Origin of the sequence: Vibrio rhizosphaerae (assembly GCF_024347095.1) — a bacterium.
GTDB classification, from domain to species: domain Bacteria; phylum Pseudomonadota; class Gammaproteobacteria; order Enterobacterales; family Vibrionaceae; genus Vibrio; species Vibrio rhizosphaerae.
Window position 1 is genome coordinate 590,896 of sequence record NZ_AP024903.1, and the last position, 13,876, is coordinate 604,771.

General features: G+C 49.3%; 12 protein-coding genes. 5 read left to right on the forward strand and 7 right to left on the reverse strand.

Going from position 1 to position 13,876, the window contains the following annotated elements:
- Positions 1-7: 7 nt before the first annotated feature.
- The 3 genes from OCV37_RS02695 to OCV37_RS02705 all read left to right on the forward strand — a co-directional run bounded on the left by OCV37_RS02695 (position 8) and on the right by OCV37_RS02705 (position 2,281).
- A complete protein-coding gene (locus OCV37_RS02695; RefSeq protein WP_084717396.1) occupies positions 8-892 on the forward strand; it encodes an SMP-30/gluconolactonase/LRE family protein in 885 nt (294 codons plus the stop codon).
- Between the two features lie 9 nt (positions 893-901).
- Positions 902-1,390, forward strand: coding sequence for a YhcH/YjgK/YiaL family protein (locus OCV37_RS02700; RefSeq protein WP_051680273.1), 489 nt, complete (start codon positions 902-904; stop codon positions 1,388-1,390).
- Positions 1,391-1,528: 138 nt separating this feature from the next.
- Positions 1,529-2,281: an IclR family transcriptional regulator gene (locus OCV37_RS02705; protein WP_038178167.1), complete on the forward strand. Its 753-nt coding sequence runs from the start codon at positions 1,529-1,531 to the stop codon at positions 2,279-2,281.
- 119 nt (positions 2,282-2,400) lie between these two features.
- On the opposite strand, the gene panC is transcribed toward OCV37_RS02705, so the two are convergent.
- The 7 genes from panC to sfsA form a co-directional block, all read right to left on the reverse strand.
- On the reverse strand, positions 2,401-3,312 hold the full coding sequence (gene panC, locus OCV37_RS02710; RefSeq protein ID WP_038178166.1) for a pantoate--beta-alanine ligase: 912 nt from the start codon (positions 3,310-3,312) through the stop codon (positions 2,401-2,403).
- 56 nt (positions 3,313-3,368) lie between these two features.
- Positions 3,369-4,163, reverse strand: coding sequence for a 3-methyl-2-oxobutanoate hydroxymethyltransferase (panB, locus tag OCV37_RS02715; protein WP_038178165.1), 795 nt, complete (start codon positions 4,161-4,163; stop codon positions 3,369-3,371).
- Positions 4,164-4,175: 12 nt separating this feature from the next.
- Entirely contained in the window at positions 4,176-4,676 is a 501-nt protein-coding gene (folK, locus tag OCV37_RS02720; protein ID WP_038178162.1) for a 2-amino-4-hydroxy-6-hydroxymethyldihydropteridine diphosphokinase, read from the reverse strand.
- The gene (gene pcnB, locus OCV37_RS02725; RefSeq protein WP_038178161.1) at positions 4,673-6,040 is read right to left on the reverse strand and encodes a polynucleotide adenylyltransferase PcnB; all 1,368 of its coding nucleotides are present in this window, start codon (positions 6,038-6,040) and stop codon (positions 4,673-4,675) included. The genes folK and pcnB overlap by 4 nt, the downstream gene beginning before the upstream one ends.
- Positions 6,041-6,141: 101 nt before the next feature.
- Positions 6,142-7,014 carry a tRNA glutamyl-Q(34) synthetase GluQRS gene (gene gluQRS, locus OCV37_RS02730; RefSeq protein ID WP_038178160.1) on the reverse strand — a complete coding sequence of 291 codons (873 nt, stop codon included), beginning with the start codon at positions 7,012-7,014 and terminating at the stop codon, positions 6,142-6,144.
- Between the two features lie 121 nt (positions 7,015-7,135).
- Positions 7,136-7,582 carry an RNA polymerase-binding protein DksA gene (gene dksA, locus OCV37_RS02735; RefSeq protein ID WP_038178158.1) on the reverse strand — a complete coding sequence of 149 codons (447 nt, stop codon included), beginning with the start codon at positions 7,580-7,582 and terminating at the stop codon, positions 7,136-7,138.
- Between the two features lie 124 nt (positions 7,583-7,706).
- Entirely contained in the window at positions 7,707-8,450 is a 744-nt protein-coding gene (gene sfsA / locus OCV37_RS02740; RefSeq protein WP_038178156.1) for a DNA/RNA nuclease SfsA, read from the reverse strand.
- Between the two features lie 55 nt (positions 8,451-8,505).
- On the opposite strand from sfsA, the gene hrpB reads away from it, so the two are divergent.
- Both hrpB and mrcB read left to right on the forward strand, forming a co-directional pair.
- Positions 8,506-10,989 (forward strand): ATP-dependent helicase HrpB, encoded by a 2,484-nt coding sequence (gene hrpB, locus OCV37_RS02745; RefSeq protein WP_261888115.1) that lies wholly within the window; start codon positions 8,506-8,508, stop codon positions 10,987-10,989.
- A gap of 273 nt (positions 10,990-11,262) precedes the next feature.
- Positions 11,263-13,632 carry a penicillin-binding protein 1B gene (gene mrcB, locus OCV37_RS02750; RefSeq protein WP_038178155.1) on the forward strand — a complete coding sequence of 790 codons (2,370 nt, stop codon included), beginning with the start codon at positions 11,263-11,265 and terminating at the stop codon, positions 13,630-13,632.
- The last annotated feature ends 244 nt before the right edge of the window (positions 13,633-13,876 follow it).

The window sequence follows — 13,876 nt, forward strand, 5'->3', positions numbered from 1 at the left end:
GGTGAATATGTCGTTTGAACAGGCCTTGTTGTCGCCACTGCATCAAGTCAGTGGCGGTCATATCTGGTGTGAGGGCGCTGCATGGTTGCAGCACTCTGGCCAACTGCTGTTTTCGGATGTCAAGAAGAATGCGCTCTACCTGTATCATCCCGATTCCCAAGAGACTGAACTCGTCACCGATTACTCACATTTTGCCAATGGTAATTATCCATTAGCCAATGGCGATGTGGTGACATGTGAACACGGGCGACGCTGTATTTCGATCCGACATAAAGACAATCTGGCACTCGCCAAAATTCTGGTTGATCAGTATGATGGCAAACGGCTCAACTCACCGAATGATGTGGTTGAGCGTCGTTCGGATGGGACAATTTGGTTTACGGATCCGCCATACGGTATTATCAGTGATGCTGAGGGATTTAAATCAGAAAGTCAGATGATTGGATGTTATATCTACTGCTATGACCCGGGTGATCAGTCATTAACGATTGCATCGACCGACGTTCAGCGGCCCAATGGTCTGGTCTTTTCTCCCGATGAAAAAACCTTGTATGTGGCGGACATGTCGATTGTTGATTTTCCGACACAAGGATTAAAACACTTGAAAGCCTTTGATGTGCATGGAAGAGTGCTCTCTCAAGGTCGTTTGGTGTATCAGGTGGAACACGGCATTCCCGACGGGATGACCATGGACCGTTTCGGAACACTGTATTGTAGTTCGTCTGAAGGGATTTTAGTGCTGAATCGCGAGATGGTGCTGGTTGGCTGTATTCCGGTACCAGAGACGGTTTCTAACTGTACGTTTAATCACGATGAAAGTACGCTCTATATCACAGCATCGACTTCAGTTTATGCTATCGCTCTCAACTGCCAGACATTGGCAGAATTATAAGGAATTACTATGCTCGCTTGTCATTTTCATGCCTCGGATTATCGTGCTTTGTTACCAGCGTTATTTGTCCGGGCGATTGATTATGTTGCTGCACAAGACTTGCACGCGCTTGAAGCTGGCCGACATACCATTCCCGGCATCGATCCGGACGATGCTTTTTTTATGATCCTCGAGTATCAAACTGCGGCAGAAAGTCCGGTTGGTCCTGAATTTCATCACAAATATTGTGATGTTCAGTTCATTGTTCAGGGAGAAGAACAGTTTGGCTGGGTTGAGCTGACTGATGCCCAACATCAGCAGTTATCTCAGGACTATCATTATGATTCACAACGCGATATCTGTTTCTTTGATCCGCAGCTCGTGACCTTGGCTTATCAAACCATGTCGCATGATCAATTTTATCTGTTTACACCAAGAACCGCGCATATGCCGAATCTTTCAGTCACGGCCACATCACAGGTTCGAAAAGTGGTGATTAAGCTGAAGTATCCGGCTTGATTCAGGCCGTCTGTGTCACCATTTTTATCATCGGAAGCATGGTTTGGGAAAATACGCTGGCTATGATGCATAGCTCTGTATTTTACGTCATTAAAAGTTGAAGTGTGGCAGAAGCCGCGAGCACTATAGAGTCACTCTATGCAATCAGTACATAAAACCTTTGAAGTTCTGGAGACTGTTGCAACCGTATCGGGTGGGATGAGCCTTGATGCGTTGTGCAAGGTGATACCGTACCCGAAAACAACCGTGCACAGAATTTGTAAGTGTCTGTGCCAGTGTGGTTATCTCCGTCAGGCGGACAGTGGCAAATACTGTCTGACGACCAAGATGCTCACTCTCGGTTATTCTGTGATCCATCATGATACGTTTGTGGAAGAAGCGGCACCCTATATGGCTGAGCTTGCTGAGCGCACTGGGTTTACCGTCAATTTACAACGGCGTGATTTTGATAAAGTCATTCTGTTGAAAAAAGAAGAACCGAAAAACTCGCTCTTTCACACCAATGCTCATGCCGGACTGGCTTCGTCACTGTTGCATTCTGCTTGCGGTAAAGTGGTTCTGTCTTATTTCCCTCAGGACGAACAGCAGAAGTACTGGCTGAGCCACTGCCATGATCTGGCGAGCTTTCGCCATTTCGGTCAGGCTGAAATCCAGACGGAGCACGATTTTTACCGCGAGCTGGCGCTGATCAAACAGCAAGGGTTTGCGGTTGACGGAGAAGGGAATGAATCCGGGATTACCTGTATTGCCGTGCCGCTGGAAACCGAGCAGGCGGCTAATTATGCAGTGAGTGTCTCGGGGCTGACCCCAGAAATTCATCGCTTTGGTCAGGCGCAAATACTTGAGCGTTTGCGGGAAGTGGTTGGTGCGCTGGGCGGGAAAATACGTTAATCAGCGATGTCGCATGTGTATTCGGATGGTCTGTTGATCTGGATTTGTCTTCGTCACAGACTTTGATATAGCGAAGACAGCCCGGTTTGAGCTGTCTTCTGTCAGGATAACCAACGGGATTAATTATTGCTCTCGTTGTTCTCCGCTTCGCTGATGTTTTTGTTTGCCTCTTTGCCTTCCCGGGCGAGATCGACCACCTGATTATCAATCAGGCGCACTTTACCCATAAAGGCTGACATGAGAATCACCGCCTGTTTACTGGTTTCTGTCACCGGTTGCAGGGTCCGGGCATCACGAATAAAGATTTCATCCGGCTCCAGATCGGCAGCTCTGAGTTGATCAATTGCATCTTCAACAATGGAATCGAAATCCGTTCGTCCCCCGCGAATTGCGCTACTAATCCACCGCATCGTTCTGGCGAGTACCGGCGCACGCTGACGTTCATCCAGCGTCAGCAGATTGTTGCGTGAACTCATTGCCAAACCATCGGCTTCGCGAATGGTCGGGACACCGACAATCTCAATATCGAAGCAGAGATCAATCACCATTTGACGAATCAGCGCCAGTTGCTGGTAATCTTTCTCTCCAAAACAGGCAATATCCGGTTCGACGATATGGAATAGTTTGGTCACGATGGTTGAGACACCCCGAAAATGACCGGGGCGCGAATGACCTTCCAGCATATGAGAAAGCCCGGGGACTTCAACAAATGTCTGCTGCTCAAGTCCTTCCGGATACATGATGTCAGCTGAAGGGGTAAAGACCAGTGCGACACCTTCCTGAGTTAACTTAGCCAGATCTTCATCCAAAGTCCGGGGATAGTTATTGAGGTCTTCTGCTTTATCAAACTGCATGGGGTTAACAAAAATACTGACCACGACAACATCGGCCATGGTTTTGGCTTTGCGCACCAGCGTTAAATGACCTTCATGCAGATTCCCCATCGTTGGGACAAAACCAATGGTGCGGCCATCACGCTTGTACTGTTTAACCTGCGCTTTGAGCGCTGAGATATCAGTGTAAGTCTGCATGAATTGCTCCTTCCGACAAGGGGGCTTTAGGCAATACTGGCCCGGATAATACTGTATTAGGCAATGGTGTGTTCTTCATCAGGAAAAATACCATGTTCCACATCTTCCATGTATTTGGCGACCGCTTGTTGGATATCGCCAGTCTCCGCTAAAAAGTTTTTTGAGAACTTAGGCATGTAGTTGGCCGAAATCCCCAACATATCGTGCATCACTAACACCTGACCATCGGTTTCAGCGCCGGCACCGATCCCAATGACCGGAACATCGAGTGCTTGGGTAATCTGAGCGGCTAACTGACTCGGGACGCATTCCAGCAAGACGATTTGTGCACCAGCATGTTGTAAGGCTAGCGCATCATTCAGCATCTGTTCGGCTTGCTGTTCTTCTCGTCCTTGTACTTTATAGCCACCGAAGATATTGACTGATTGCGGGGTCAGACCTAAATGAGCACAGACCGGAACCGCACGTTCAGTCAGCATGTTGACGGTTTCTACCAGCCAGTGACCCCCTTCGATTTTGACCATATTTGCACCGGCTTGCATCAGTTTGGCCGCATTTTCACAGGCCTGAACCGGGGTGGCATAGCTCATAAATGGCATATCAGTCATTAAGAGTGAATTGGGGCTGCCTGCTCTGACACACCGGGTGTGGTAGGCCATTTGCTCTATCGTCACCGGTAGCGTATCTGTCTGGCCTTGCAGAACCATTCCCAACGAGTCACCCACCAGTAACACGGGCATATTCTGGCTTTCGAAAAGTTGCGCGAAACTGGCATCGTAGGCGGTGACGGACGCAAATTTACGGCCTTCCTGTTTCCAGCGCATCAAATTGTTAATCGTGATTTTTTTCATCGGTCATCATCCTTACGAGACGTCGGCAGGGGCGTGCCAAATCGTGAGTCCATTTTGATCAACCTGTTGGAGGAGTTGATTCAGTTCAGTCCCATCCGGGAGGACTAAATTCGGTGCAATTTCAGCCAGCGGATAGAGCACGAATTCTCGTTCTTTCATCCCGTAGTGGGGGACGACCAATCGCTCAGAATTGATCACCGTATGACCATATAAAAGAATATCAAGATCCAACGTTCTCGGGCCCCAACGTTGCTCTTTTCGCACTCGTCCCTGACTGAGTTCAATCGCTTGTGTCTGATCTAATAATTCAAGTGGTTTTAAATGCGTTTTGATCTCAACGACAGCATTGATGTAGTCCGGTTGATCCGTTGGGCCCATCGGTGCACTGCTATACAGTTGAGATGCCTGAATAAATTCCGATTCCGGCAGATGTTGTAAGGCCTGAATCGCCTGCCGGGCTTGTTGCTCCGGTTGTGCCATATTACTCCCGATCGCAATATAAACTGTGATCATGACACATCCTGTTTATTTTTTTTCGGTCCCGTCTGGCGTTGGCGTGCTTTGGCTTTTTTAGAATTGATTCGGCCAATATCATTGACCATGGCCTGACGCATGTTCTTTCCGGCATTCTGGAAGGTTTCCCACCACTGGGCGAGTTCTTGTGTTTCCCCGCCTTCGACGATGCCTCTCATGGCTAAGAAGTCGAAACCAGCCCGGAATTTATTGATATCCAGTAAACGGAAAGCCCGTTTCCCGTGACGACGGGAGAAGCGCAATTGTAGCTGCCAGATATCGCGAATGGTCGCTGTATGGCGTCTCGGAATGGCAACCGTTTTGACCAATTGATCCAATATTTTGTTACCTGCTTCTATCACGGCATCGTAGTAACAGAGGTTTTTGGATTCCATAAATGTTTCGGCCAGATGAGTCATCGGATACCAGAGGATCGCAGCAAACATAAAGGCCGGATTGATTCTTTTTCCTTCCTCAATTCTCTGGTCCGTTGAATCGAGTGCCAGATCGAGCATTTTTTCCGTCGGTGAACTGTGATCCTCGGTGAAATAGGCCGAAATCATCGGAAACAGTTGCTGGAACAAGTTGTACTCCCGCATTTGATGGTATGTTTCCAGACCATATCCGGTTTGTAGCATTTTCAGTGACTCTTCATAGAGTCGTGCCGATGGAATGTCTTGTAACAACGGTGCCAGTGCTTCAATCGGTGCAGCGGTTTCTTCTTCAATATCGAAATCGAGTTTGACCGCGAAACGAACCGCTCTCAACATCCGCACCGGGTCTTCGCGGTAACGGGTGTGCGGATCGCCAATCAGACGGATCAGTCGATCTTCAATATCTTCAATCCCACCCGCGTAATCATGGATGGTGTAATCAGCAATGTTGTAATACATCGCATTGATGGTGAAATCCCGTCGTTCGGCATCTTCATCGATGGTGCCGTAGACGTTATCCCGGAGCAGCATACCCGCTTCGGACTGACTCGATTTCTGACGGTCGTTTTCCTGATGATGACCACGGAATGTAGCGACCTCGACAATTTCACGTCCGAACATCACATGCGCGAGACGAAAACGTCGGCCGATCAAACGACAGTTGCGAAACAACTTGCGAACCTGTTCCGGTGTTGCATTCGTCGTAATGTCGAAATCTTTCGGGGATTCCCCCAATAAAAGATCACGGACGCCACCGCCGACAAGATAGGCTTCATAGCCTGAACTTTGCAGTCGGTAAAGCACTTTCAGTGCGCTCTCGCTGATCTGTTTGCGAGAGATATTGTGCTCTTCTCGCGTGAGGATGTTTAGCGTCAAATCCGGATAAACGCGATGAGCTTGTTCTGTAATATCGTTTTTATTCATGAGCATCAGACAAGGATAAGAATCTCTACCTTGTTGTCTTTTGTTGACAGAATGTCTTTGTGGGTCAATTTGCGGCTAATCATAGCCTATTGGACTCAATTTGAGAATCATCGAGTGATTTCAAACGTCTCTGGGAGTTGATGAATATGCCAGTTTTGACAGCCCCAAGCAACAATTTCTGACAGTTCTGCTGCTTCGATATCGACGGGTAGCTCAAAGCCGAGAAACGCCATGGCTTGAATCAAAGTCGGTCGTGGATTGTGTCGATCAATGGCGGGGGCATGATTCTGTTTTGAGAGTTTATGACCAGAGTGATCAACGGCCAGCGGTAAATGAAGATAACTGACCGGTGGATGGCCCAGTTGCTGATAGAGGCTGATCTGGCGACCGGTCGTCTCAATCAAATCAGCACCTCGGACAACTTGAGTGATTCCCTGATCAATATCATCAAGAACCACGGCCAGATTATACGCAAACAGGCCATCCCGGCGTTTAATGATGAAATCCTCTTGTGCCAACGCCAGCGGAATCTCAATCTTGCCATGCTTTTCATCGTAAAAATGCGTAATCGGTGTATCCACTTGTAAGCGGACAGCATAGCCGGGCTGAGGTGTCAGGTGTCGATGACGGCAGGCGCCGTTGTAGTATCCGCCCGAAGCTCTGATCTGTTTGCGGGTACAACGACAAAAGTACGCCTGACCTTGTGCGAGCCATGCATCAATTTGGCCTTGGTAAGCCTGATGACGATGGCTCTGATACCAAACGGTTCGATCCCAGTGAAGGCCGTAGGCTTCCAGCGTTTTCAGGATGAGATCTGCTGCTCCCGGCATTTCTCGGGGCGGATCGAGGTCTTCAATTCTGACCAGCCATTCACCGTTCATCGCCCGTGCCTGAAAATAGCTGCCTAATGCGGCAACAAGCGAACCAAAATGTAACGGGCCGGAAGGGGAAGGGGCAAAGCGTCCGATGTAATGACTCATATTTATATGGATGGCAATGATTGTGTGGCTGAATAAATATCGCCGTATTTTGAACCGGAAAAGAAAAACAAACAAGGGAGCATCAGCTCCCTTGTTTGTTTTTCATAAGATGTGAACTCGCTTAACCTTGCATCTGTCTTTCTTTCATTTCTGCAAGCGTTTTGCAGTCAATGCATAAATCGGCGGTTGGACGCGCCTCAAGACGACGAATACCGATTTCAACGCCACAAGATTCACAGAAACCGAAGTCTTCTTCTTCAATCTTGTTCAGGGTCTTTTCGATTTTCTTGATTAAACGACGCTCTCTATCTCGGTTGCGCAGTTCTAGGCTGAACTCTTCTTCCTGAGATGCACGATCCACAGGATCCGGGAAATTTGCTGCTTCGTCCTGCATATGATGGACAGTCCGTTCAACTTCTTCTCGGAGTTGGTTACGCCAAGCTTGTAAAATCTTTGTAAAATGAGCAATCTGGCCCGGTGACATATATTCTTCACCCGGTTGTTCCTGATATGGCTCAACACCTGCGATGGCTAGGATGCCTAGCGATTTTTTTTTGGATTCTGTCATACAGCATCTCCTACTAACACCTAGTCAACTGCGAGAGCAGTCTACTTAAGGCGGGTATCTATACCAGAAAGAAAAGGGGGTGGCAAACACTCGTTGTAAACTTGTTATCAATGTGCAGACAATATCAACATTTTATCGATTCATTGATCCATTCTATCTTTGATACAAGTTGCATCTCATATTTGGAGAGCGCTGCTTTGTAGCACAGGACCTCCACGCCTTCCTTTTGTGCTTCTTCCAACAAACGTGCATAAGTTGCGTCTATATGGAGGGCGGCCGAGACTTTTTCAATCCCTGAGTGTAATACAGTAAATAAAAGTATGGCCCGTTTTCCATTTCGGGCAACCTCAATCAGTTCCCGGAGGTGTTTTTGTCCCCGGGTCGTGACCGCATCCGGAAAGTATCCCTGACCGGATGGCTTGGCATCTAGGGGAGAATACTCAAGTAACGTGACACTTTTTACTTCAATGTAACAGTCCGGCCGGGAGGCGGCACTGAGGTGAATATCGATCCGGCTGTTCTCTTGGCCGTATTTCACCTCGGTCCGTAAGGTGTCATACCCTTGGAGTTCTTCGATGACACCCGATTGTATCGCTTCGCAGGCCAGTGTATTGGCTCGCATCGTATTGACACAGATCTGATGTCCGTGGGCTGTTTCGGTGAGCTCCCAACTGTAAGGATATTTGCGTTTCGGATTATCTGAGCGGGAAAACCAGACCGTATCTCCGGGGGTTGCACAGCCAGTCATTGCACCGGTATTTGCACAGTGGATGGTGGTGGTCGTGCCATCAGGTAATTGAATATCGGCCAGAAAACGTTTGTAACGTTTGAGCAGAACAGCGGCACTTAACGGGGGATCAAACTGCATTTATATTGGTTTTTTCGTTACAATATTTCCCTCATTTAATCATAAGGATGATGTTTTGTCACAATCGTCAGCGTTATCTCAGTTACCCATTGATGCCGTCATGGCTGAATTATTGGCAGCGATTGCGGATTGTCCTCAAGTGATCTTGAAAGCCCCGCCCGGAGCCGGAAAATCGACACGTTTGCCATTGGCGCTACTTCAGCAGGGCGAGGTGACTGGCAAGATCATTATGCTGGAACCGCGCAGACTCGCTGCACGGAATATCGCCGGGTATCTGGCCTCACAGCTGGGGGAGTCTGTCGGAGAGACGATCGGGCTTCGGGTGCGCGGAGAGACGCGGGTCAGTCCTCAGACACGACTGGAAATTGTGACCGAAGGGGTGATGACCCGGATGCTGCAACAAGACCCGGAACTGACCGGGATTGAGTTACTGATCTTTGATGAGTTTCATGAGCGTAACTTAGATGCGGATATTTCGCTGGCACTGGCGTTGGAAGTGCAGGAAGCGCTGCGCGACGACCTTAAATTGTTGATTATGTCCGCGACGCTCGATGGGGAAGCATTGCAGCGTATCTTACCGGCAGCAAGTTATCTTGAATCTGAAGGGCGCAGCTATCCGGTCACACTGGCGTACAAAAAGCTTGCAACCGGCTCTCGGTTGATTGAGACCGCAACAAAAGAGATTACAGCTTTACTGGCCCGGGAGCCGGGATCGATGTTGGTGTTTTTGCCCGGGGCTGGCGAGATTCAACGCCTTGCTCAACAGCTTGAGGGGCAGTTGGGGGCGGAGGTGTTGATCTGTCCGTTGTATGGACAATTGTCGGTACAGCAACAACAACAGGCCATTGCGCCTGCACCGACGGGAAAACGCAAAGTCGTGCTGGCAACCAATATTGCGGAAACCAGTCTGACCATTGAAGGGATTCGCATGGTGGTTGACTGTGGTCTTGAACGGCTCGCGCAGTGGGACCCGAAAACCGGTATTAGTCGGCTGGAATCGGTACGCATCTCTCGTGCTTCGGCTGAGCAGCGGGCCGGACGTGCCGGTCGGCTAGCGCCCGGCGTTTGCCTGCGTCTTTACAGTGAAGAGATGCTGGCCCGGCAACCGGCGGCACAACAACCGGAAATTTTACGGTCTGATCTCACCTCTCTTGCGATGGAACTGGCTCAGTGGGGATGCCGTTCACCATTAGATTTAAACTGGCTAGACTGCCCGCCTGAGGCAGCCCTGAAACAAGCCCGTGCATTATTGTTCCGGTTGGGGGCTCTGGAACAAGATGGGCGGCTGACGGAGATGGGAACAGCGATGACCCTGCTTGGCGTCGCGCCCCGCTATGGGGCGATGCTATGGCGTGCCAAGCAACAAGGGATTTCCGTTGCTGCAACAGCAGCCATGCTGGTGGCATTGCTTGAAGAGCCGCCGCGGGGCAATGCTCATCCTGATTTGCTGTTCCAATTGCATCTCATCGAAAGTGGGGCCCTGCCACGTTGTCCCATATATTTGAAGCGTGCCAAACAATTGTTCGCCAAACTTGAACCGGTTTCTATGCCACATAAAATCCTCCCCGAATGGGTGGCGCCGTTGCTGGCTGCCGGATTTCCTGACCGCATTGCTTTATCTCGTGGTCAGGCAAGCCGTTATCGGTTAGCCAATGGCCAGGGAGCCATGATGATGCCCGATGAACCACTGGCAGATGAGCCGTTATTGGTGGTGGCTGATATTGTTAAAACACAACAGGGCGATAGTCGGATTTTTTCTGCGGTCCGTGCGGATCAAACGATGTTGCAACAAGCACTGCCGCATTTATTTGAGTGGCGGGAATGGCTTGACTGGGATGATAACAAAGGACGACTGACCGCAGAAAAGCATCTGTGTTGCGGGCAGCTGATCTTGGTGCGTCAATCGCTGGGAGAACCCGATCCGGCAAGAGCTGCCGAAGCATTGCTCAATGCCGTGGTTCGTCAGGGGTTAGCGATTTTACCCTGGCACGCAAGTGCACAATCACTGCTGAACCGGGCTCAGTGTGCCCGGGAGTGGTTACCCGAATTGGGCGTTCCTGATATGGATGAAGAGACGTTGCTGGCTGAAGCAGAGCAGTGGTTACTGCCTTATATGACCGGGATGAAAACCTTAAAAGCGTTAGCGCAGCTTGATTTAGTCGCTGCACTTGAAGCGCGTATCGGCTGGAACGTGAAACAGCAACTCGACCAGGCGTTGCCCACTCATTATGTGGTGCCGACCGGCTCTCGCTATCCGATCCGTTATCAGCCCGGACATGCCCCGGTGCTGGCGGTGAAATTACAGGAAATGTTCGGAGAACAGGCGTCACCACTCATTGCACACGGTAAAATTGCTCTGGTACTTGAATTATTGTCACCGGCACAAAGGCCGCTGCAAATCACCCGGGATTTGGCGGCTTTTTGGCAGGGCGCTTATCGTGAGGTACAAAAAGAGATGAAGGGGCGGTATCCGAAGCATCCGTGGCCGGATGATCCGGCTCATCATCAACCAACCAGAAAGATCAAAAAATATTTATAGGCCTCTTTTGGTCTGCCTGAGCGCTTGGCGGGGCGTGCAGTCATTGCGAGCTGAGTGTCAAGGATGTCAGTAAACATGTTGTCGTTGTTAATATTGTGTCAAACCAAGCTGTTCAAATTGACATTAAACCATGGGCTTAGTACACAAGATGAACAATCTCCAATCATGTTCATGCACCAACACATCAGGTAACATAGCTGCGAACCGGTGAGATGGCAGCGCAAGTTGCCCGTCATTCAGACCAGAGATAGAAACAAAGCGATAATTAATTCAATGAGTAGTCAAAAAAATCAGCAGAAGAGACGACGTTCTGATCGTCGTGTCTCCGGGGCAAAACAAGCCGGAACAAAACAAGCAGAGAGTTCGAGTCACAAAACGGCCGCTAAACGCACCGGGTGGTTTGGTAAACTGTGGCGTATCGGGTGGAAAATCGGTCTTACCCTTGCCATCGTGATTGGATTCTATGGGGTGTATCTCAATAATCTCGTGAGTGAAAAGTTTGAGGGCCAACTTTTTGATCTGCCTACCGTTGTTTATGCCCGAATCTTATCGATGTCTCCCGGTGATGATATCAGTCTGGACGGGTTGCGACATGAGCTGGATATCTTGAATTACCGCAAGGTCGCCCGGCCGCGTTATGCCGGCGAGTATTCAGCATCTTCCACTAAAATCGAACTGATTCGTCGTCCTTTCGAGTTTGCCGACGGCCCCGAACCGGATCGGCATGTGATGCTTTATTTTAACGATGATGGTTTGACCCGAATTCAGTCATTGGACAAACATCAGGATATCGGTTTCTTACGTCTGGAACCGAAGATGTTGGGGATGCTGGAGAAAAACATTACCGAACAGCGGTTATTTTTACGTCGGGAGCAATTTCCGGAAGTGATGATTGATGCGTTGCTGGCGACGGAAGACCGGCATTTTTATCAGCATGAAGGGGTTTCACCGTTCGCCATTCTGAGAGCGTTGGTCGCGAATGTTCGTGCCGGACGCACAGTGCAGGGGGGGAGTACCCTCACCCAACAGTTAGCAAAAAATATTTTCCTTTCCAGCCAGAGAACGTTGGTGAGAAAGCTGCAAGAAGCGTATATGGCGCTGATCATCGATTATCGTTTCAGTAAAGATCGCATTCTTGAGGCTTACCTGAATGAGGTGTACCTCGGCCAGAATGGTGCCGAAGAGGTACATGGATTTGGTTTGGCATCCCGGCTATATTTCGGTCAGCCACTGCAAGAGCTGAGAATTGATCAACTGGCGTTGCTCGTTGGTATGGTGAAAGGGCCATCTTACTATAATCCGGTTCGTTACCCCGAGCGTGCCAGAGAGCGGCGTGATTTGGTACTCAAGCTGATGCTTCAGCAAGATATTCTGACGGCAAGACAGTATGCTCAGGCGGTAGAACGCCCGTTAGATGTGCAGAAAAATCCGCATATTGCCCGACGTCAACCGGCTTATTTTCAGCAACTGGCAATTGAATTGAAAGATAAAGTGGGGGAGCGCTTTAAATCCGACAAAGGATTGAGAGTATTCACCACGCTGGATCCGGTCTCTCAGTCTGAGCTTGAAAACGCGGTACAAAAGAAAGTGCCTCAGTTAGGGAAAGGTCTGGAAGCTGCTGCAATTGCGGTGGATCGTCAAAGTGGCGAAATCCGGGCAATGGTCGGCGGGGTCCGAATTGGATTCGATGGTTTCAATCGAGTGCTGAATGGCCGGCGTCAAATCGGCTCGCTGGTGAAACCGGCAGTCTATCTGACGGCATTGAAAGCCCCTGACAAGTATAATCTGGCGACAACGTTAGATGATCAGCCGATGAGTTTGAAATCGGATCGGGGAGATGTCTGGACACCACAGAATTTTGATCACCAGTTCCGTGGCGAAGTCCCTCTGTATCTTGCTTTGGCAAAATCTATCAATATTCCGACGATTCGGTTAGGGATGACACTGGGGATTCCTCAAGTGAGTGATACATTGGTGGCTCTCGGGGTTGACGGGCAAGAAATTCGTCCGGTGCCTTCAATGTTTTTAGGCGCGTTCTCGCTCACCCCGATAGAAGTGGCACAAATGTATCAGACGCTGACTAACTCCGGGCGAAAAGCAAAATTGTCGGCATTACGTTCGGTGATGGATCTGGATGGTAACTTGCTCTATCAGTCGATTCCTAAAAGTACACAGGCGGTTTCACAGCAGGCCGCATGGCTGACAACCTATGCCATGAAACGAGGGGTGATTGAAGGCACCGGCCGGTATCTGCAAAATCGTTTTTCCTGGGCGATGCTTGCCGGGAAAACCGGGACGACGAATGACTATCGGGATAGTTGGTTTGTCGGTGTCGATGGTCGTGAAGTCACGACGATCTGGGTTGGCCGGGATGATAACCAATCAACCGGATTAACCGGTGCGAGCGGGGCCTTACGTGTGTATGCTGATTATCTGCAAAAACGTGTGCCGAAGGTCTTGCATTTACCCTGGCCACAGGGCATCACCATGATTGGATTTGATAAAGATCGCCGTGGAGCATTGAGCCTCGATTGTGATGATAAATTCAAACTCCCGGTGTGGGATGCAGATCATACCTGGAAACAGCGGTGTGAAGAAAATGATAAGCCTTTACGCTGGCTGAAAAAGATTTTCGAATGGTAGGATTTTCATCAACGAAAATATGAAATAAGGGCGATTATATTCAGTTGCATTATCTATCGCTCTACGTACGGCTGAAAAGACCATGAATGGTCGGTTTTTCAGCCGTACTTTTGAGCCGCGAAGTGTTTTTGCGTCAGGCTTGAAATCTCGATGAAATATTTCGTCAGAAGTTGCTGCGTGGGTCAAAGAGTATACATTTCCATTTATGAGTAAGTTTGCTATTCTGCATCAACCGTTTGGCCTC